At 59.0% G+C, this 20523-nt stretch carries 17 protein-coding genes and 1 pseudogene; 12 read left to right on the top strand and 6 right to left on the bottom strand.

The window, feature by feature from the left end:
• Positions 1-3: 3 nt before the first annotated feature.
• Positions 4-1236, top strand: coding sequence for a hypothetical protein (locus M8J71_RS10960; protein ID WP_256247948.1), 1233 nt, complete (start codon positions 4-6; stop codon positions 1234-1236).
• Between the two features lie 55 nt (positions 1237-1291).
• Here the strand turns inward: M8J71_RS10960 and M8J71_RS10965 are convergent, their stop codons facing one another.
• On the bottom strand, positions 1292-1921 hold the full coding sequence (locus M8J71_RS10965) for a helicase associated domain-containing protein (RefSeq protein ID WP_256248970.1): 630 nt from the start codon (positions 1919-1921) through the stop codon (positions 1292-1294).
• A 326-nt stretch (positions 1922-2247) separates the two neighbouring features.
• On the opposite strand from M8J71_RS10965, the gene M8J71_RS10970 reads away from it, so the two are divergent.
• Complete coding sequence (locus M8J71_RS10970; protein ID WP_256247949.1) at positions 2248-3294, top strand: PASTA domain-containing protein; 1047 nt, start codon at positions 2248-2250, stop codon at positions 3292-3294.
• 217 nt (positions 3295-3511) lie between these two features.
• Positions 3512-4312 (top strand): PDDEXK nuclease domain-containing protein, encoded by an 801-nt coding sequence (locus tag M8J71_RS10975; protein WP_256247950.1) that lies wholly within the window; start codon positions 3512-3514, stop codon positions 4310-4312.
• A 1-nt stretch (position 4313) separates the two neighbouring features.
• Here the strand turns inward: M8J71_RS10975 and M8J71_RS10980 are convergent, their stop codons facing one another.
• Complete coding sequence (locus tag M8J71_RS10980) at positions 4314-6608, bottom strand: tyrosine-type recombinase/integrase (protein WP_256247951.1); 2295 nt, start codon at positions 6606-6608, stop codon at positions 4314-4316.
• A gap of 160 nt (positions 6609-6768) precedes the next feature.
• Positions 6769-7680, bottom strand: coding sequence for a tyrosine-type recombinase/integrase (locus tag M8J71_RS10985; RefSeq protein WP_256247952.1), 912 nt, complete (start codon positions 7678-7680; stop codon positions 6769-6771).
• 337 nt (positions 7681-8017) lie between these two features.
• On the opposite strand from M8J71_RS10985, the gene M8J71_RS10990 reads away from it, so the two are divergent.
• On the top strand, positions 8018-9067 hold the full coding sequence (locus tag M8J71_RS10990) for a PDDEXK nuclease domain-containing protein (protein ID WP_256247953.1): 1050 nt from the start codon (positions 8018-8020) through the stop codon (positions 9065-9067).
• A gap of 16 nt (positions 9068-9083) precedes the next feature.
• On the opposite strand, the gene M8J71_RS10995 is transcribed toward M8J71_RS10990, so the two are convergent.
• Positions 9084-10217, bottom strand: a complete 1134-nt coding sequence (locus tag M8J71_RS10995; RefSeq protein WP_256247954.1) for a tyrosine-type recombinase/integrase — start codon at positions 10215-10217, stop codon at positions 9084-9086.
• A 222-nt stretch (positions 10218-10439) separates the two neighbouring features.
• On the opposite strand from M8J71_RS10995, the gene M8J71_RS11000 reads away from it, so the two are divergent.
• The 8 genes and pseudogenes from M8J71_RS11000 (at position 10440) to M8J71_RS11035 (ending at position 17534) form a co-directional block, all read left to right on the top strand.
• Positions 10440-10841, top strand: coding sequence for a hypothetical protein (locus tag M8J71_RS11000; protein ID WP_256247955.1), 402 nt, complete (start codon positions 10440-10442; stop codon positions 10839-10841).
• Positions 10838-11596 (top strand): hypothetical protein, encoded by a 759-nt coding sequence (locus M8J71_RS11005; protein WP_256247956.1) that lies wholly within the window; start codon positions 10838-10840, stop codon positions 11594-11596. Before M8J71_RS11000 ends, M8J71_RS11005 begins: the two co-directional genes overlap by 4 nt.
• 283 nt (positions 11597-11879) lie before the next feature.
• Entirely contained in the window at positions 11880-12599 is a 720-nt protein-coding gene (locus tag M8J71_RS11010; protein ID WP_256247957.1) for a hypothetical protein, read from the top strand.
• On the top strand, positions 12589-13755 hold the full coding sequence (locus M8J71_RS11015) for a helix-turn-helix domain-containing protein (RefSeq protein WP_256247958.1): 1167 nt from the start codon (positions 12589-12591) through the stop codon (positions 13753-13755). The genes M8J71_RS11010 and M8J71_RS11015 overlap by 11 nt, the downstream gene beginning before the upstream one ends.
• A 295-nt stretch (positions 13756-14050) precedes the next feature.
• Positions 14051-15571, top strand: coding sequence for an AAA family ATPase (locus tag M8J71_RS11020; RefSeq protein ID WP_256247959.1), 1521 nt, complete (start codon positions 14051-14053; stop codon positions 15569-15571).
• A gap of 64 nt (positions 15572-15635) precedes the next feature.
• Complete coding sequence (locus M8J71_RS11025) at positions 15636-16397, top strand: HNH endonuclease (protein WP_256247960.1); 762 nt, start codon at positions 15636-15638, stop codon at positions 16395-16397.
• Between the two features lie 291 nt (positions 16398-16688).
• A pseudogene (locus M8J71_RS11030) lies at positions 16689-17006 on the top strand (PDDEXK nuclease domain-containing protein); the annotation flags it as partial.
• Positions 17007-17333: 327 nt separating this feature from the next.
• Entirely contained in the window at positions 17334-17534 is a 201-nt protein-coding gene (locus tag M8J71_RS11035; RefSeq protein WP_256247961.1) for a hypothetical protein, read from the top strand.
• Positions 17535-18223: 689 nt separating this feature from the next.
• On the opposite strand, the gene M8J71_RS11040 is transcribed toward M8J71_RS11035, so the two are convergent.
• Both M8J71_RS11040 and M8J71_RS11045 read right to left on the bottom strand, forming a co-directional pair.
• Positions 18224-18973, bottom strand: coding sequence for a hypothetical protein (locus M8J71_RS11040; protein ID WP_256247962.1), 750 nt, complete (start codon positions 18971-18973; stop codon positions 18224-18226).
• 122 nt (positions 18974-19095) lie between these two features.
• Positions 19096-20501 (bottom strand): IS3 family transposase gene (locus tag M8J71_RS11045; protein WP_256248971.1). Its coding sequence is split into 2 segments (ribosomal slippage): positions 19096-20162 and positions 20162-20501, totalling 1407 coding nucleotides; the frame shifts between segments, so codons are not numbered across the junction.
• Between the last annotated feature and the right edge of the window lie 22 nt (positions 20502-20523).

Genomic DNA, 20523 nt, shown 5'->3' on the forward strand with positions numbered 1-20523 from the left:
ACCATGAGTGAATCAGACGGCATCGACGACGTTCTAGACAACGGGATGCGGCAATCCTTGATGATCGCCTCACGCATCGCAGAGACGCTGGCCCGCCGCCGACAGGAAGCCCAGCGACAGCAGGAACACCAGGACATCCAAACAGCACACGAAGCCCGGGCACGTCTGGCGGCCGAACGCTCCGCAGCGCACGCCGTCCTCGCACCCGTACAGAGGGATGAGTGGTGGGACAAGGCGCTGCCGGCCGACATCGCCACGGCACACGCCGTCGCCGAAGGCTGGAAGGACCACGAGCCTGCCGCCCTTGAAGCCTCCCTGAAAATCCGGCTTGAAGTCCTTGCCCGGTACGGCATCGACACCAAGGACGTCGGGACGGACGCCACCAACCTTGAAGCGGGGATCAAAACGGCCGCAGGCGAGAAGGCCGCGCTGGACGAGGTGGCGCGCCGTGAGGAGGAGACACGTCAGGCAGCCGCCGAACACGAGAAAGCAATGCAGCTGCTGACAGCGGCCCGGGCCGAAGAACTCCGCAAGCAGGCCGCGGCACTGGCGCCGGAAATGGAGCGCCATCAAGTGCCGGTCGAGTACCTGGCCAACCCCGAACTGGCACAGGCCCTCCAGCGCGCCCACGATGCCAAAACGCCCAAAGCCGTGGCGGCGGCAGACGCTGAGATCAAAGAGCGACTGTTCCTCATCGGCAAGGAAGGTATCAACGGCCCCGACATGGAGCAGCTGCGCAAAGAAACCGCCGCCAATGTCAACGGCGCCGACGACTCCCACTTCAAGGATCCCGCGTTCGTGAACGCAGCGAAGGAGATGCACGAAGCCAAACTCCTGGCCGAGGGCGGCTTCACAGGCTCACAGTGGGCATCGATGGAACAGCGGTATGAACGGGCCGAAAAGGAACTCTTCGCCCGCATCGAAGGACTCGGCCGAGAAATTGAAAACCGCGTCACCGGCAAGGACAGTAACCGCCTCAGCGACCAAGGGCTGAAAGCTGAGAGGGAATCAGCTGCCGGCTACGGTACAGCCGAACACCACGCAAAATTCGCGGAGTCCCTGGAGGGAACCGGCGCGAACGAAGCCCAGATCCGGGGCCGGCTCACAGCAGCCCGGAGCGAAGGAACCCACCCTAACGCAGCAGTCACCATGGGCAAAGGCGCGGCCAAGGCCAGGAAGAGCCGTGCGGGGGCAGCCGTGGGAGCCGAAAGGTCCAAGGGCGGACCCAGCCGATAAACACAGGAAGGCAAACAGGCGAGGGCGGGACCGCAGCGTCTCCGTTTCGCATGGTCTACCTGTCGCCAGGGCTTGGTGTTCGTCGTGGTCGGCGGCCACGTGGCCGGCCCTCGCGCCATCCCGGCAGGACCTCATTCAGCAGAGACTCCTTCTCCGGGGCCAGCTTTCCTTGGTTGTAGTTGATCCGTTGGGCGTGCAGCCACACGCCCAGGACGCGTTCGTCCGCATCCGGGGTCTTCTGATGACGCGGCCACTCGCCGCCATCACCCCGGATGTCCTTCACCTGCTGCAAGCGCTTCTGCCACCTGGCCTCGTCCTCGGCCTTCCGCTTCGACGCCAGGTCCCAACCGGGAATCACATCCAGCCCGTCCCGGAAAGCGGGGGAGAGGGTGCCCGCCTGCGCTTCCCTGCGCCGGCGGTAAAGCCACCTGCCCAGCGCCGCCTCACGGGGTGACTTCGCATGGGCCGATGGCAGCCGACCGCAGGTGCCGTAGAAGTAGACAACGTCTTGCATCATCCGCAGAGCCGCCGCGGATGGTCCCACACGCTTCGGCAGCGCAGCCGCATGCTCGGCTTCGAGCTCCGGTTCGAGCTTCTTCGCGACTTGCAGGTGATAGCGCACGGTGGTGGCGGGAGCTGCGTCCAGCACCGCGATCCTCGAGGGAGCGATACCCCTCCGGTACATCTCCACCCACTCAGGGTAAGGAGCTGCGCGCCGAGCATCCGTCATACCTGCCGACACCTCGCCACGGCCAACCCCCATTGTTCTGCACAACTGTTGCGCTTCAAATAACCTACGACGAACCCAAGCACGCACACGCTTTCACAGCAGGTGAAAGGACAGGAACAGGGGGTGGCGCAGCGAGGTGGACCAGCTCGGACAGCCGAGTAACGGTCACAAGTCTTGGACTAGCGTTTCGAGGGTCCGTCGAATAGCGGAACCATTTAGGGGCCAAGTGTGCGCGCCGCATAGGATGTGAGCGCATGTAAGGTCTGGGGCTGGGGGAAGAAGTGAAATACAAGGTCATCGCGGTGGCTGCTGCCGCCGGGTTGCTGCTGAGTGGATGTGGTGGCTCTGCCCCGGAATCGACCTCCTCTTCCTCGTCGGTAACTCCCACTCCGTCCGAAGCGCCGAAGACCATCCCGAACCTGGCTGGCCGCCCGTTCCCGGAAGCCCGCGGTATGCTGGTCGCCGCCCGAATCGAGTACGAGGCAGTGGGTATCGACGGCAAGATGTTTGCCGGCGGCACCGGCGATGCCTCGAAAGTCCTCGAAACGGAACCTGCCGCAGGAGAGAAAGTTGAGCTCGGCGAAAAGGTGACGGTCAAGATCGATAACACTCAGGGCGCCGTCGATGCCGCGGCGGCCGTCAAAGTAGCCGCAGCAAAGCGGGCTGTGCGGTACAACTTCAAGTGCTCCGCGTCCGAGAGTGCGATCACAGCGAAAGACAACCAGTCCTTCAACTCGGTTTCAAAGATCTGGGCCGCTTCGGATTTCGCAAAGTTCAAGTCCTGCGACCTCCGTGTTGATGGCACCTGGTACCGGGACAAGTACACCCTGGAGCCGGACGAGGCGGCCGTGGTGCAGCAGATGGGCGCCGACGGCGGTGACATCAGCCTTCCCTCCTCCGCGTACGGGGGCGTCTTGCTGCTGTGCGCGCTGCCGCCGAAGGATGGATGGGACACCAAATATGGGGAGTACCCCTCGGGTGGGCCGAAGGTCAGAGCGGAGGCCAAAGCCGCGGCCGCCATGTGCCCTGACGCGCCCCATATCGCCGAACTGGTTCGGGTCGCCGGAGGTGTACCTCCTGCACCCAAGACCTTAATGGGAGATGGGACCTTCGTAGTGGGCAGGGACATCGCAGAGGGCACCTACCAGGTGAGCGTGCCGGCTGGCGCCAACGGCGTGCATGACTGCTACTGGGAACGCACGGGCCCTCAGGGCGGAACGATTGACAATGACTTCATCTCGTTCGCTCCCCAGGGGCCAGTGGTTACGATCTACGCGGGTGAGGGCTTCGTAAGCAAGCGTTGCGGAAGTTGGACCAAGGTGGGATGACTGGCCGGTACTCCTACGCGCAAGGGCACTTTTGCTCTGCACTCCTGTTCGTAATCCGCGACATAGATTGTCCCGAAACCTCAGGGCTTCGAGACAGACGGCAGATCATTCATCTGACTGCTACAACAACCGATTTAGGTTGACGTTTAGCAGGACGAGCAAACGACGGCCACAGTGAGTGTCCGCCAGGTCGGTGCCCGTCGATAGGATCGAATCCATGACTGATGCCGGCGACCTCGCCCTTCCCAGCGGCTACACCGATCTCCTCAGCGAGCTCAAGAATCGGGTGAGGGCTGCCCGTACCCAGGCGATCAGGACCGTCAACACTCAGCTCATTGCACTGTATTGGTCTGTTGGGAAAACGATCTTGGAGCGGCAAGCTGTTGAAGGTTGGGGGAGTGGCGTCATCGGCAGGCTGGCCGAAGACCTGGGTGCAGAGTTTCCCGATATGAAGGGCTTGTCACGGTCGAACCTGCAGTACATGCGCAGCTTCGCTGAGGCCTGGCCGGCATTCGATCCAAATGTCCCACAGCCTGTGGGACATTTGCCGTGGGGCCACATCCGCACCATCCTCGACAGACGGCTCGACGGGGAGGCAAGGGACTCGTACGCCGCCGCTGCCGTCCAGCACGGCTGGTCTCGCAACGTCCTCATGAACATGATCATGAACAAAACCTTGGAACGCACGGGTGCGGCGCCCTCAAACTTTATGCAACACCTCGTTGCACCGGACTCAGAGCTCGCCCAGCAAGTCGCCAAGGACCCCTACAACTTCGAATTCCTCGGCCTCTCCGGGGAAGTCGCTGAACGAGAACTCGAAAACGCCCTTACCAGCAGAATCACCGAAACCCTCCGCGAACTCGGACCCGGCTTCGCCTTCGTCGGCCGCCAAGTCCACTTCGACGTCGACGGTGACGACTTCTACGTCGACCTGCTCTTCTTCCACATCGAACAATCCCGCTTTAACTGCACTAAGGGTTTGTGTGGGCTGGGGCAGGAGTTTGTTTTAGCTGCCTGACCTAGTGTGCGTTGTAGAGTTCGGCGCCATCGCTGACCCGTTCGTTGATTTGGGTTGCCTGGACCTGTTTCTCTCGGATGTGGCGCAGTGATTCCTCGAGCGCGGCGACTTCGCCGAGCCACGTCTTTTGCTTGGCCTCCTCGAGACGGGCGACCGCGTTCGTCTCCAACTCGTGCAGCCGTGGTAGCTGAGCCGGGTCGACTTGAAGCATGGGGCAGCGCACACAAGCATGTTCATGGATGCAGGGAGTGCCGTAGGGGCGGTGGCATGTTCCGAGGGCAACCCTCCTGAGGGTGAAGTGGTTTTCGAATTCCGCCCATTCTTCTGAGGTCGGATCCCGGTACTCCTGAGAGGGCCGAAAGACTCGTCGGTTGTCGATGAAGGTGCGGTAATTTTTGATGACCTGCTCGGGGTAGACGGCGATGTAGCCCTGCGTCGTATTGAGGTTGAGGTGGCCGAGTAGGTGCTGGGCAATGTGGACGGGAAGACCACTGTTGACGGTTTCCGTTGCGAAGATGCGGCGCAGGTCGTGTGGGGTGAAGCTCAGCGGTGTTCCGTCGACGTCCCTGCAGTCCGTTTTGGCCGCCAAGGCCCGGAGGAGGCTCCGAGCACCTGCTGTGGAAAGTACCCGGGGGACTCCGCCAAGCCTGAGCTGGAAGAGGTGAGGAAGCTTGGCTCCCCAACTGCGTTCCAGCGGGTCGAAGCGGCTCACGAGGGGAAGCGTGTCATCCGGTCCCTTCACCCTGCGAATAATGGTGGCCAGGACTGAGGCTAGTTCGGGGGAGGCCGGGATGAGCCGTTCCCTGTCGGTTTTCGATGGAGCGACGTGCAGCAGGACTGTAGCTTCTCCAGCAGTCGGATCGTAACGCCGGATGGAGGTATGGGTCAGTTCAACGAGTTCCTCAACACGCAGTCCTGTCAGGCGGAGGACCTCGAGAATCGCCCAGCTCCAGAACGCCGTTTCTTCCGCGCGGTGCAACCGTATGACCGCGCCAGTCTCCAGGTTCTGAACCGATGGCCACCCGTTGTCCCGGTAGTGGCCGCGGACCACGCGGCGGTACGTCGTCCCCTGAATGGTCAGGAGTTCACCTTCCGCTGCCAGGGATGCTGTTTGGAGAAGAGCGGCCGTTTCGGTGCGCTCCTTCGCGGCCGCGGAGACGAGGGAATTTAGCCAAGGTGCAAGGGTTCGGGTGCGCTGATGCATATGCGACTGCCGTTGGTGCTTTTGCTTGGCCAGGCTGCTGGTTTCGCCCACACTGACTGGCGACGGACAGGCCCACAGCGCCCACCGCTCGGGCTCTGCGATCGCCCACTGGGCAAGGTCGGTGTAGAACGCCCGCACCGCGGTCAGGTGCGCAAAGTAGTCTCGGCGTTCCCGGCCTCCAGGCAGGTACCGAAGGCGCTGCTTCCAAGCTGTCGCGGTGTCGTGCGGGAGCCTGATGCTGTCCTGCCCTGGATGATGGCGTTCAACGTCAGCCCAGAAGTTCCGGACCAGCATGCGGGTCAGTCCGACCAACGACGAGTAATCGAGAGCGGCAGCTCTCTCCGTAAGGTAGTCGATGAGCAACGAACGGATCCTTGAGTTACTCACCCCGTACGCGTCGACGAGCTGTGGAACCGTGCGTTGTCCCTTCAGCAGCAGCGCACGGTAGTCGACGGGCTCCCCTAAAAGCGCCCCGCAGGCCTGGAGTGCTTGCCAGACCACGCCGACCGACCGGGTTCTGCCCAAGGCTTTCCATTCAGCTTCGGCACTAAGGAACTGTGATGCCGTGACACTCAGCAACGGGACGCCTGTGCGGATCCGCAGGAGGGTCATTGCGTTCAGGGCTGTCATTTTGGAGGTTTTCGACAGGCGAAAAGTACCGAGCTTTGCATCCAACAGGGCAAACGCTTCGGAGTCGACAACCCTTCTGTACGTGATGAACAAGTGCGGCGGGGTGGCGGTCCGCAGCCAAAACATGGACGGCCGGACGACGCCAAGAACGACAAGCGCGATCACGGCACTGCCTTGCAGCGACTTCCTATACGGAATGAGCTCCTGTTGCCCCCATGACGTGCCGGCCTGGTCGCAACCTGCCGCAATCCAACGCTGCTGCCAGTTCTCGCCGGGGAAAGAGCCGAGCCATTCCAGGAGTTGGGCCAAACCTTTTGCTCGTTCCACCTGCCTTTTCCTGGTGCTTAGGAGCAGTTCGGCGGAGCGGGCAGTAATTTCGTTCAGGCTCCATTGGGCGCCGTCAGGGGTGGAGCGTGACACCCGAGGGGTCGAGATCTCCGGGCCGGTCACGGCGGCCGTCATGGCAAGGTACCGAAGAGTTCGGCCATGTCGGACGGGTCGTATCCCCAAGCGCGTGTTGGTGTTGAGGCAGGGGGCGCCTCGTGGTGCTGCAGGACGCGTTGAACCATGTCTTGGGTGTTGGTGTGGATGTATTTGGATGTCGTGGTGAGGTGCTTGTGCCTTAGGACGGCCTGTACGTCGGTAAGAGGGATGGACGGGTCATTGGCAGCCGGGAGGCGCAGGTATGGCGGAAATCGTGCAGCGTTATGCCGGTACCCAGGGTCTTGTTGACTCGTACCAGCATTGCCCGCAAAGCAGAGTATTGGAGTGGGCGGTAGGGCCGTCGAAGGGTACGCCACAGGGCGTCCTCAGGCGAGTTCAAGGGCATCTCGCCAAGGTAGAGCCTCAGCCAGGTCAATGAGTCCGGGGACGTGGGCACCCATTGGTAAACGCGAGTCCCTTTGGATACGACCGCGATTGTATGGCTGCCCCAGTCGACGTCCCGGGTCTTCATTCCGAGCAGTTCGCTTGCGCGGGCGCCTGTGGCGAGGTACATGGCCACCAGCGCTTTGTCGCGTGTTGAGGTCAGGGTCGTGAAGACCCGGTTTACGAGGTCATGTGAAAGCGCCCGGGGTGCCCCGGTGATGACGCGCTGCCGGTATGGCGCCCGCTTCCGCGGCTGGTAAGGGGCCAGCGGATTGTGATGTTCGTATCGGCGCATCCCCATGGCAGCACTAGGTACCGGATTCGCGACCGGCCCCTGCCCCAGGCGGGCGTGATGTTCATAGAACACAAAAAGTACCGAGAGCATGTGGTTGATGGAGGTGGGGCTGTACGCCCGACTGCCTGCCTGATGTGGCTGCCTCATCCAGAGGACCAGGTCGCGTACGTCCTCGCGTGTCGCGGCGTCCCAGCGGATCCCGACGGCGGCCATGAATCTCCACCAGCGAAGTAAGTCGAATGCGTAGGAACGGAGGGTCTGCGGGCTGCAGTCATTAGTGGCCAGCGTGAGCAGGAAGTCGTCGATGTCCTTGGCATCGGCGGTCAGGCCGGTGATACGCCATGGCAAAGAGCTGTCCGCCGTCTTGGTCACGCGGCCGATCTTGGGCAAGTCCGCGCCCGGTAGAACACGTGGAGAACGGAACTCCTGACGGGAATCGGTCCAGTCCATAACTGAGCCTTGCAGAACGGTAGCCCGTCGGCTGTACGACACTCCGCCATGCGCCGAACCTTGGGTGAGCGGCCATCTGTGCGCCAAAGCCGGCTGATCCTCTGTCTGCCGCCCAAACTGTCCAAAGTTCTCTGGACTATCTGCTGCAAGAATTGGGAGCCATGCAGCAGTGGGTTCTGAATTGTCCAAAGTTCTTTGGACTATTGAGGCGCAGGCCGTGCCGAGGGGCCCTGTCGGCTCCAGCGACTAAGGTGGGGGCGTGCCCCGGATCGAACCTGAACTGCCTACCGGCTATGCCGGCATCCTCGTTTCCCTCAAGGAACTCGTCAGCTCGGCGCAGTTCCGCGCTCAGCAGGCCGCGAGCAATGCCATGGTCCAGATGTATTGGGAGATCGGGTCCACGATCCTGGAACGGCAGGCAGCCCAGCCTTGGGGGACCAAGGTTCTGCAGCGACTGGCGGCGGACATGAAATCGGCCTTTCCGCACATGCGTGGCTTCTCTCGTTCAAACCTCTTCTATATGCGGGCATTCGCAGGAGCCTGGGACTTGTCCGACCCCGCGGACCGGGCCCGGGTGGGCGGCCTGCCTTGGGGTCACATCATTGAACTGCTCAAACTGAGGGACCCGGAGATCCGCAATTGGTATGCGGAACGAGCAGGCGAGCACAACTGGAGGCTTGAAGTCCTCGAGCACCAGATCACCACAGGACTTCATCGCAGGGCTGGCGCTGCACCGAACAACCTTGAAGAACGTCTGTCCGAGGATGGGGCGGCCTTGGCGCGCAGTGTGGCCAAGGATCCTTTGGTCTTCGACTTTCTGGGCTTGACCAAGGAAGTCGAAGAACTGGCTATGGAGGAGGCCATGACCCAGCGGATGTCTCAGACTTTGGCTGAGTTCGGTCGAGGGTTCGCGTTCTATGGCCGGCAGTTCCACCTCGATGTAGAAGGTGAGGACTTCTACATTGACCTTCTCCTGGTACACGTGCCGACCAACCGTTTTGTGGTCGTGGAGCTCAAGTCCGGCAAGTTCAGACCCGAGCACCTTGGACAGTTGAACTTCTACGTGGCAGCCGTCAACGGCCTGGTGAAGTTCCCAGGGATGGCCCCCACAGTGGGCATACTCGTGTGTGGGTCAAAGCATGAGCCGACAGTAAGGTACGCATTGGACGGGTCGTCCCAACCGGTCGCCGTCAGTTCCTACACCTACGACTCGCTGCCTCCGGAGGAACGGGCGGCGCTGCCATCGCCAGAGGCAATTACTGCGGCGCTTGAGCAGGGGACAGTGGCAGACTCCAATGACGATGACTGAAAACGGGATACACAAGTTATGAAATGAAGCCTCTGATGGACCGTTCGGTGGCGTCGGCACCATCTTGGAGTGCTTGGGGCATGAGATGCCCGTACACCTGCTCAGTAGTTCGAACGGATGCATGGCCCAAGCGGCGGGAGATTGCGAAGAGGGAAATTACGCCGTCTTGGATGAGCCATGACGCATGGGTATGCCGGAGATCATGGATTCGTGGCGTTTTCGTCAGGCCGCGGGAGTGAGCGGCTCGGACGGCTGGCACCCACTGATGTTGCCAGAATGGTTTGTGAGCGATTCGGCGGCCGTCGGTTGTTGTGAACAGCAGGTCGCTGCCTGACCGGCTTGCAACTAGGGGGATGAGGAGGTTTACCAGGGCGGGGTTGAGCCCGATAGTGCGCTTTCCTGCCCCAGTTTTGGTCGGCCCTATGTAGTAGTGGGATTGCCCGTCGCGTTTCCACGCTTTGTTGATTCGTGCGGTTGGCGGCTTGGAGAGCAGATCGATGTCGGCGACCTTGAGTGCGGTTGCTTCGCCAAATCTGGTTCCTGTCATGACCAGGAATTGGGCCAACGTCTTGTACTGCTCATTCATCCCTTGCATGAGCAGGCTGAACTCGGCATGGGTGAGGAACATGGCATCGTCCTCTGCCCTTTCAACCGTAGGAAGGGGGACTCCGCGGCAGGGATTGCGGGAGACGTACTCAAGTAACTCCGCGGTCTTCATCGCAGCCGACAGCAGTCCATGCATGTTGTGAATACTTTTAGGCGCGACACCCTCGGTGGTAAGGCCCTTGACCCAATGCATGATTTCGCGATGCCCGAGCTCGTCAACCGGGATGTGACCGATCGTGTTCCGGATATGCAGGTCGAGAATACGCTGATACGTCCCGATGGTCCCGGGGGAGGGACGAACCAACAGGTCGATGTGTTCTTGCACTAGTTTCGCGACGTTGGGAAGGCCGGGCTTCCCCAGATAGTCGGCAGGCGGAGACAACTTCTGAATCCGCCCCTCGTGATTGAGGTACCACAGAAGGCTGCGAGCTTCCTGCTCTGAGCGCACGGTCAGACGGTGCTGATGACCGGATTTATAGTCCCGCCATCGCACGGAGAAAGCTGTAGTCCCATCCCAACGGGCGCGAGTCACAACGCTGGCCACGAGGACAGGCTACGTCCAAAGGGAATAGTAGTCAGCAGGTGAACTGAATGTGATGTGGCCCGGCCAACGCATTATCCCTCTCCAGGTTGCTCCCTCACCTGGACCGAATGTCTGAGCGCCGTGGCACGTTCTTGCCCCCGGTACAGGAGTTGTTTTAGAAGCTGCCACTGCGACGCGCCCTGGTCAAGCCACTGTCCCGGCCAGCTGCGTTACGCTCCAGCTGTGACCCATGATGCTCCTACCAGCGCCGATGAAGCAGCCGCTAAACTCTCTAGTATCTGTCTGAGGGACTTTTCCGCTCCTTATGATGCTGATGCCGGTGAGGTCATGAAGTTCAGCGTCGCTCGTGACGAGTGGCCTGTTCCCTATCTCATTCGCTACGCCTTACTACTCATTGGCCTCGAGGACATGGGCCGGTGGGACAAGACGGCTTTCCGCATACCCTTCCGTTACCGTGGCCGAGCGGCTGCCATCACCTATGAGAAGTTTGGCATGCGGTTCTACTTGCAGCACGCCTCCCAGGATGAGGCTGACAGAACGGCGGCCGTAAAGGCTCATCGGGAAATCGTCGACAACTGCAATCCGCTGTACGGATTATCGAATCGAGGATACTCAAGCCCTTGAGCAAGGAACAGGTCAGCGCCGGCAACGTCACAATCGTCAACCAATACGGAACACTGCGCCGATCCTACGAGTACTTTCGAGAGGCCGCCGGTCTCGCGTTCGGTGGCGAAGGAAGGCATCCCAAGAACAGCCCCTCCCTTAACGGCGGTTTCTACTTCATGCCCGAACAAACCGAGGGCTTCTATAACCTGGTTGCCGCAATCAACGCCTATCTAAGCCTGCTGGAGCACACCCTCGTGCTGGCGCTGCCGTTCATCGAATTCGAGCCCGCGGGGGCAAACCTAACAGACTTCATCTCTTCACGATGGGGAGACAAGTACAAGCGTGTATTCGGCAGCCACGATCGTGCAGCAAACAGGCACAGAGATGCTTTGTTTCGACTAGTGGAAACCTGGCGCAATACGTACTCCCACGGAGGTTTCGACAAGCGACACTCGACTATCTATTTCCACATGCCAGAAGTTGGCGCCATACCTGCCGCATTCTCCGACGCCCGCAACAGCCCCCACTTCCAATTCATACCTGCCCGGGAGAGTGACTTTGACGAAGCGATGGAGATCCTAGATGCTGTAGACGAGTGGCTGAAATCTGGCCCCCTGCATGACGCCATGCTGTGGATCATTGGCGGACTCGATGTGAGATACGACCAAGAATTTAGAGACGAACTTGGAATTGCGCGCCACGCTGGCAAGCTCAAAGAACTAATCGACCACCAAAATCATCTTTGGGAACGGTCTGCCAACATGGACTGGTAAATGGGCTAGCCCGTGACTCCTTTGGTCTGGTTTCCCAGCCAGTCCCCGTCTCTTCGAACTTCATCAGTCCTGGGCTACGACCACTCCTTGCGCTACTTGTTACATAGTTTTGCTAGGGGCCATCCCAGGGGGATGCCAGATCTGCTGTTAACCCGTTGGCGAGTCAGGGATTGCCGAGTTGTACCTCCCGCACCGATTCAACCGACACGCGCAAAGTGTCGGTTATGCGACAGTTTCTAAAGCATTGGGGTATGTTGGGAGTCGAAACTCAAAGGGAGGCAGTTTGGAAAACTCGACGGACACGCAATGGTGGTTGGAGCGCTACGGCCGGTTAGGCCATTTCATGCGCAAAGTGACCATAGAATCCTTGCGCAACGCACATGAGGAGCACGCAAATGCCCAGGCCCAGATAACGGCCAATCACAGCAGGGTATACGGTCCCGTCAATTTCAGCGCTCAGGATTTTTTTCACGCAGCCCTTAAGAGCCGCGCCGAAGTGAGCTTTGAACGTCCTCGACCGGGTGCCTCCAGACTTCCAGTTGTTAATGGCCGCGCAGTTGTCTTTTGGCGCTATGCCAACAAGGAAGGCGTCGACGTCTTAACTAAGACATTTGGAACATCAGGGCACAGGATCGCGGCCTTCAACATGGAGAGGACTGCACGCCAGGAGGTGCTGGACTTAGACATTGACGAGGATTTACAGCTGACGGCAGCAGACGTGGCATTTCTTGAGAAAATGGAGGAAGTCATTGCCACGGAGGAGGAAGAGGCTGTCTACCCCGTTACGGTAGTTGCCTATTCGAGCAACGTGAGCGGTCTGTACAACATCCTCTGCGCCGACGCGAAGTTGAATAACGACGGGACCCTTGGCTTGAGTGACATCAATAGCCTTGTCACAGACCTTCGGGAGCAGCCGCTGGCACGATCTAGCGAGTCCAAGCGTTTCGACCAAGCGCCAAAGAAGCAGTTTAACTTGAAATCGAAGACGGGAAATGAAGGATAAGTCAGGGCTGCAACTGCAGTTATTTTCAGATGACGTTCTGCTTTCCGCCCGAGCAGTTCATGATGATTTTGAACCGCGCAGACTTGGGCAGGCTCGACGGTTAGCTGGACTGACCAAGCAGGCGCTTGGAGAGGCGATCGGCGTTTCCGGCGCCTCCATCGGCCAATATGAAGCTGCCGTAAGCGTTCCCGGCGCACCCGTTATTGCCGCCTTGGCTCGCCAACTGGGCATGCCTGTGGCGTTCTTCACGCCTGGGCGTCCAATGGGCCAGATTGACGCCAGCCAAGCGCATTTCCGAAGTCTGCGCTCTACCCGTTCTTCTGAGAAGCTAAAGGCAGCTACATACGCCGAGTGGCTTTGGGAGCTCTCTCTAGCCATAGAGAAACGTGTTCTGCTCCCTGAGCCGAACGTTCCTTCTTTGGATGACAGTTCTGATCCCATGACACCCGCTGAAGCAGCTATGGCTCTCCGCGACTACTGGGATCTTGGCCCCGGCCCACTGAGACACCTAACACTGACGATGGAGCACAACGGGATTCTGGTGAGCTGCATGCCTTTCGAAAATGACCGGCATGCTCCAGTGCGTGTGGACGCTTTTTCCACGTCTGCGCTTGAGCGTCCCATAGTCGTGACTACTTCGGAACGGGCGAAATCGGTGTATCGACACCGCTTTACGTGTGCTCACGAACTTGGCCACCTCGTTTTACACCGGGACGTCCTTCCTGGGGATCCAAAGCAGGAACGGGAGGCAGACATTTTCGCGGCCGAATTCTTGACCCCTCGATCTGAGATTGAACCGCTGCTGCCGTCTACAATGAACCTTGCTCGCTTGGGCCGGATCAGCCTGGAGTGGGGCGTATCCACGGAGTCTCTTATTTACCGCATGCAGGAAGTGAAGGGTGTGGCAGATGTGTCTGTTCGCCGGGCCTACCAAAAGATCCGCGAGCAGAACCGTTTAGGAACACGCCGGGATCCGACGACAGCGGATTCGTCTGGGGAGCAGCCTTCGTTGCTAAAAGAAGCGATGTCGATGGCTCAGCGCAATGGCTTCTCCATTGTGGATCTTGCTAATGAACTTCGTTGGCCGCTGCAGCGAGTTCGGGAACTCTTGAGCATTGACGACGGCCGCCCGAGACTACGCCTCGTAGACAGCTGAAAGCCAGTCGCAACACACGTAGCATGAGCTCAAGGCAACCGGCCCTTAGGTGCTTCGGACGCCAAAGTGGATGCAAGCGCTGCAGCTCTTGATCATCCAGTGAAGTAAGTACGAACGATATACGGAGCGCCACTATGATCGAAGCGCAGCCCCCGGAGGCTTAAGCAGTTCAACAGGTCCATTCGGCATCTGCCAAGACCGATAAGTCTGACCGATGCATGTATCCAGACAACAACAGCAGGGGAGGGGCCAGCAAGTGAAATGTCGCGTGCTAACCCGAGGAGAACCTATTGATTTGGATCAGGCAGACACTCTCTACCTCCGCGCGAGCAATTGGGATGATTGGTTCAAATTTGAAACCTCATTTTATGTCTCCTATGTAGACAAAAAAGGCAAAGAGCATTCGATAGGAGGAACCAAGATCGGTCGCTTCGGCCTTCGTCCGGCCGGGGCAGGAGAAGTGCCGGAAGAGGGATACCGTCGACCCAATCCACCTCTGTCGTTTGTGAAGCTGCCAGCGGAGTTTTTCTCCCTAGGGCAGGACCCGAGCTTTTATGAAAACTTAGGAGAAATTAGTCCACATACTCGCGATCGGGCACTTGAGGCTCTGCGGGACGTCGCCTACGATCCTGCCCTCCTGGCGCGAGCGGAAGCCGAAGAAGTCATGCGCGTATCCCTACTGAGAGAGGTCCCGCTGCTGACGGTTCGAGACCAGTTCGCCCGCCTTGCTCGGGGCGGTGCAAGACTTACTCCATACAGCTTTAGGTATAAGGGCAAGCCTGTTGGCGATCACGCCTTTGAGTTGAATTTCGAAGTCCAACCTAACTCCTTGCCACCGAGTAACATCCAAGTCTTGATTGGTCGTAATGGTGTAGGTAAAAGTACATTGCTCAACACATTGGCGAAGGCCTTGGTTCTGCGCGCGCAAAAAGCAGCTAAGGAGGGAAACCGTGGTACAGCAAAGACCGGTTTGGATATCTCGAACCTTGTATCTGTTTCGTTCAGCGCCTTTGACGCGTTTGAACCGGTAAGCGTCCCGCAGGACAGAACGAAGGGGCTCAGTTACCACTACGTTGGCCTAAAAAAAATCGCACCAAAGCGTGATGATTCACCAATCAAGGATCAGGCTGCACTTTCCCGAGAAATGACTATGTCGGCACGGGTATGTCTTCAAGGTGCTCGTCGCCTTAGATGGTTGCGTGCCATCTCCCTTCTAGAAACTGATCCCATATTTGCAGAAGCCGACTTGGCTGATTTGATCCAGGAAGACGACGATGAAGCATTCCTCGACCAGCTTCCAGCTCTCTTTCGTCGTCTAAGCTCAGGCCACAAAATAGTGCTACTCACCGTCACTCGGTTGGTCGAGACTGTAGAGGAAAAAAGCTTGGTGTTACTGGATGAGCCAGAGACTCACCTACACCCACCACTTTTGTCGGCATTCATTCGTTCGCTTAGTGATCTGTTGACTAATCGCAATGGACTGGCCATTGTGGCAACTCATTCGCCGGTAGTTCTGCAGGAGGTTCCGCGCTCTTGCGTATGGAAGCTGAACAGATCCGGGAAGATCATGACAGCGGTCAGGCCGGTTCTTGAGACCTTCGCAGAGAACGTAGGTACTCTGACTGACGACGTTTTCGGTCTTGAAGTGACATCAACAGGCTTCCACCGAATGTTGACGGATGCGGCCAACACTTACCGGCAGTACGAGCTTGCGCTTGCTGCATTCGGCGGCCAACTTGGAGCCGAGGGCAAAGCACTTCTCAGGACGCGGGTGGCCCTCCAGAACCGTGATTCGTCCAACCATGTGGCCGGTTAGCCCTCCCAGGCACACCGCACGGGAAACGGCGGAAGAATGTGTCAATGGAATAAAAAACGCTGATTTGCGTCGCAAGGTCATCAGGGCATTAGAGGACATTGAAACGAACAATGGTACCTTTAAGAGTTATATATCGCAGAATCTCGGACACGCTCTATCGGAGGAGAGCCTGCAGGTCTCTGGTGTGTCGAAAGACGACTTCATCTGGCTTTATACGACACAATTAGCAAAGCGGACTAGGCCAGCCCGAGTCATATACGACTCAATTGTCCAAGCCGCGCCGAACGGGCTCTGCTGCTACTGCCAATATGGCAAAGCCTCGACTTTGGATCACTTTGTGCCCAAGGCTGTTGTCTCTGCCCTGGCTATCGATCCCTGGAACCTCGTGCCGGCGTGCAGCGACTGCAACCACGAAATGCTGGATGAGTTCAGCAACCAAGAAGAGCGGCAATTTCTTCATCCATATTTTATCCCTGCGATTGGACGCTGGTTATACGCAGAAGTAGTGGAGGGATCCCCGGCTACATTGCAGTTTTTCGCGAATCCCGATAGCGCGTTGCCAGATGCCCTTCGCCATCGAATATCCAATCAGCATACTGAGCTGAAGTTAAGCGGCCTCTATGCCATAGTTTCCGCTCAAGATCTAGCCGAGATCTCAAACAATGTCCGTCGCATTTACGCTGCCGGGGGCGCTTCAGCTGTTCAGGATCATTTAAGGGAGATGTCGCAGGATTGCTTTGCTGCCGACGTAAATAACAGACGTGGTGTGCTCTACGAAGCGCTTGCGAACAGCCCTTGGTACTACGGCGGCGGCTTTAATGAATAACCCAGCGAAAACGCGCTCGTAGATCAGCAGCTTTGGACAGTTGCGGCACGAAGGACAACCAGCAGCGTGCGCCGCCGAACAACAGGCGCTGCCCAACAACGGACATCTCGTAGCCGCCCTGGCATGGGTCGAGCCGGAATCTTAAGGAACGGCCGGGCCGAGGGCAGCGTCAAGCTAATTGACATTGGGCCCAGCTCCCATTCCGTCATTCACCTTGATTTGTCCAGGGAACTTTAGACAATTCAGTTAGTATGCGTGACGGGGCTGGACGCGTTAGTGCGGTTAACGGGCTACGTCGTCATCGAACTCAAGACGGGCAAGTTCCAGCCCGAATACGCCGGCAAACTCAACTTCTACGTCGCCCTCGTCGATGACATGCTCCGCCGGGAACACCACAACGAAACCATCGGCATCCTCATCTGCGGCACCAAGAACGACCGCAGCGTCCGATACAGCCTCGGCCGCTCAACATCCCCCATGGCCGTGGCCGCCTACACCTACGATAAATTGCCCGCAGCAGAACAGAAAGCACTTCCCGACGAGGGACACCTCGTCGCCGCCTTAGAATGGGCGGAACCGGACTCCGAAGTAATCGAAGGTGGCGACTAAAAGGGCCTAGTTGATCGACAACCAGCCAGACGTCGGTCGGCCTAGCGACATTGGGCGTTCGTACCCTAATCGCCGAAAAGAACACGCCTAAACGTCCGCGTCGTCGGCGACGCGCCCCTGGCTGTGCTCTCCTGTTAACGGATCGCGGTGGATACGCTTCGCGGCGTTCTCCAGATTGGCGGCACCGGAGCGTCTTTTTCTTCATCAGTGGACATGGCGCCAAGTCTAAAGCGAGACGGATGCACGAGGTTGGTTTTGGCGCATACGTGTAGGCTGGCGCCGCAAAATAGCGGACCAAAGAATGCTCTATCCGAAAGTGGAGACCCAATGATCAGCAGTCAGCGTGAGCTAGTTCTGGAAGCAATCGAAAAAGGCAAGGTGGCGACCGAAAAGGCCGTCAAAGTCAAGTCATCAGCAGACCCGGAAGTGCAGGAACTTGCTGCCGCCGTGCACTACCTTGCCTACGCTCTTCAGCAGATCGGTCTGGCGCTTACGGATGAGGGGCGAGACAAGAACCTCAGCTTGTAGCTGAAGCACCGCCAGAGACGACCTGGCGGGGCTTCAGCTGCTCAGGCTTTCGTCAGCCCCTTGACGATCTCGATGATGAGAGCGGCGGCTGGCATAGACCATCGTTGGAGCATTGCTGGCAGGGCGGACCTGCAGCGATCACATCGGCAGGGTCGGTGCGGGGTGTTTCGCTTTCCCATTTCGCACTAGCTTTCCCGCAAGGGTGAGTGCGTTCCGTACCAGGGTTGGGTAGCATTAGGCACGAAACACACGGCTTGCGCTGGTTGTTTTGGGATGGCAGGGCCCCTGAAAGTTTGGCGACTGGTGGGGCCCTGCCGCTTACCTTTAAATGCTATCTTCCCGAGCCGAGGCTTCGGACTGACATCGCGCGCATTCGTCACCACCGGCGGCCCTCGCCACCCTGGTTCCGTCAACATTAGGGAAACACCGCATGTGCACAATCTGCTCCCTATGTGCACGCAATGCGCCATATGGACACGCAATGCGCTTTATGCGCGCTCAGCGAGTGCCTGAACATTCCCTAGCTTTCCCCCAAGGGGTGCAGGAAAATAGCCCGGAAATATTACTAGGAGTCGGCGTGTCGCGTGAACGGGGAGAGGCCTGTTTAGGGCGTTGACTTGTATTCCTGCAGCCCCGTGAGCCCTCTACTGATCGGCTTCCGCGCTTGCCGCTGCACATACGCGACGACATTATGTTCGGGAATCCAGCAAGATCTCGGAAGGTATGATGCCGCCGCCGGGGCCGATGCCTTTCCAAGAAAGCCGATCCGCTGATCGCCCGGCCGCTGTGCTTACAGCTCTAATGGCGGCGGCCAGTTCCTTGGCATCGTGGGAACTCCATGCTTGGGCAAGGGGGTGTGCCTCCCCTTCGGCGTCTAGTTCTTTCGCCAAACGCTCGGCGACGGGAATGTGCCAGTGATCAAGCCGCCTTTCGACCACATACAGATGAGCCCCGTGAACTGGTGCGAGGTTAGCCAAGTTTTCGAGGGCCTGGCGTCTGCCTTCGGCGGCTTTTTGCCATGCAACGCGTGCTTCTCCGACCACCTTTCCATCTTGCTCAGCAGATTTATGTGCCTCTTCCGCCTTAACTGAGCCATCGTCCGCGTACTCAAAGATCCTGCTTAACCTGCCGTAGGAAGGACTTGCGAACAGGACAGCGCTGATCCTGAGAACCTCAAAAAGTTGCCATGCTTCGTCAATGCGCTCCTGCCCGAGAGAAAGGGAATCGGCGAGGAGCGGAGCCAAGAATGAGAGCAGACGCGGCGGGGTGTTCTCTAAAGCGCGGTCTGCCTCCAGCGCATCGGAGAGAAGTTGATCGCTATCCGAGTACGCGTGCGGTCGTTTTAGCCGAAATAGGCGGACCAGCAGGCCATAGCGCTTAGATGCTATGGCGGCGATGCCGGCGGCGTAGAAAAGAGCGGATCCAGCAACGAGACGCAAAGTGAGGAGCCTGACCGAGCCAGACGCGTGGTGTTGCCTAGAGAGCCGCTCTATCTCGTCTATCCACCAATGATCCGTAGCCTCATCCGGAATTTTTCAAGCTGAACGGTACCAACGGGAGTTTAGGCGGCTGACTGTTCGGTGTATTCCTTGGGTTGGTTGATCCACGCCGGTCCTGGGAGCGCCAGGATCTTGGGATCGGTGGTGTTGGTGAAACGTTCGGGGTGTCTAGCGCGGGCTGCAGCGAGCGTTGCCGAGCGTTCCTTGGCTATCGCGGACGCGTGGCCGTAGTGGACGTTGGCGGGCGTGTGGAAACCAATGCCGGAGTGCTGGTGATGGTGGTTGTACCAGTCCACGAACCCGCTGATAAATGCGCCGGCGTCGTGGACTGAGGCGAAGCGCTCGGGGAATTCGGGACCGTATTTCAGCGTCTTGAACAGTGCCTCGCTGTAGGGATTATCGTTCGACACCCGGGGCCTGGAGTGGGACCGGGTAACCTCCAGGTCCGAGAGCAGCGCGGCGACGGTTTTGGATGTCATGGACGTTCCCCGGTCCGCGTGCACGACCTGGGGGATGCCGTGGATCCCGAAGATTTCCTTCATCATTTCCACTGCCAGCGACCCGGATTCAGTGGTGTGGACGTGTGCACCGACGATGAATCTGGAATGGATATCGACCATCATGTAGCAGTCGAAATATTTGCCCCTGACCGGGCCGGCGAGCTTTGTAATATCCCACGTGAACACCTGGCCCGGGGCCGTTGCGACCAGCTCAGGAACCGTCCGGGGCGGATGTTTAGCCAGCCGACGGCGTTCTTTGACCTGCTTGTTTTCCTCCAGCACCCGGTAAAAAGTCGACAGGGACCCCAGATAGATTCCATGGTCCAGCAGCTTCGTGTAGACCTGCATCGGTGCAAGGTCCACAAACTCCGGTGAGTTCAACGCCGCCAGGATCCCGGCCCGCTCAGCGGCGCTGAGCTTGTTCTGCGGTACCACCGGGGCACGGTCCCTCGGCGGGGCCGGTTTCCGGTTTGCGGTTGTCCTGGAAACACCAGTCAATGTTGCCGCCCGACGTGTGGGGATTTTCAGTTCCAGCATCGACCGGTACGTGGCCATCAGCGTTTCTTGGACCGGGGCCCGTCCGGCATATCCTCTGAGGCGCTCTCTAAGAACGCCTGTAGTTTTCCCATCAGGTCCAAGGCTGCCTCGGTCTTCTCCAACCGGCCTTGAGTCACCTCTAACTGGCGGCGCAAACGCGCGTTCTCGGCCTGCTCCGCCGAAAGTTTCCCGATCGATTCCCCGGCCTTCTTCCCCGCCAGGACGCCCGCGTCCCTCAGCCGACGCCACTCGGTCATCTGTGAGGAATACAGCCCCTCCCGTCGCAGGAAAGCACCACCCTCATTGCTCTCACACGCACTCTCGTACGCGGTCAGGAACTCGAGCTTCTGAACCGGGGTGAACGATCGGCGCGGCCGAGGACCACCGGCCCGAGGCCCGTTACTACTACTACTACTACTACTACTACTCACAGCACTATCTTCGCGTACTGCA

Origin of the sequence: Pseudarthrobacter sp. R1 (genome assembly GCF_024494415.1) — a bacterium.
GTDB lineage: Bacteria > Actinomycetota > Actinomycetes > Actinomycetales > Micrococcaceae > Arthrobacter.

Excerpts from the sequence above, each read along its gene's own strand:
- M8J71_RS10960 (WP_256247948.1), top strand. The coding sequence starts at position 4 with ATGAGTGAATCAGACGGCATCGACGACGTTCTAGACAACGGGATGCGG.
- M8J71_RS10965 (WP_256248970.1), bottom strand. The coding sequence starts at position 1,921 with ATGTACCGGAGGGGTATCGCTCCCTCGAGGATCGCGGTGCTGGACGCA.
- M8J71_RS10975 (WP_256247950.1), top strand. The coding sequence starts at position 3,512 with ATGACTGATGCCGGCGACCTCGCCCTTCCCAGCGGCTACACCGATCTC.
- M8J71_RS10980 (WP_256247951.1), bottom strand. The coding sequence starts at position 6,608 with ATGACGGCCGCCGTGACCGGCCCGGAGATCTCGACCCCTCGGGTGTCA.
- M8J71_RS11015 (WP_256247958.1), top strand. The coding sequence starts at position 12,589 with ATGAAGGATAAGTCAGGGCTGCAACTGCAGTTATTTTCAGATGACGTT.
- M8J71_RS11035 (WP_256247961.1), top strand. The coding sequence starts at position 17,334 with ATGATCAGCAGTCAGCGTGAGCTAGTTCTGGAAGCAATCGAAAAAGGC.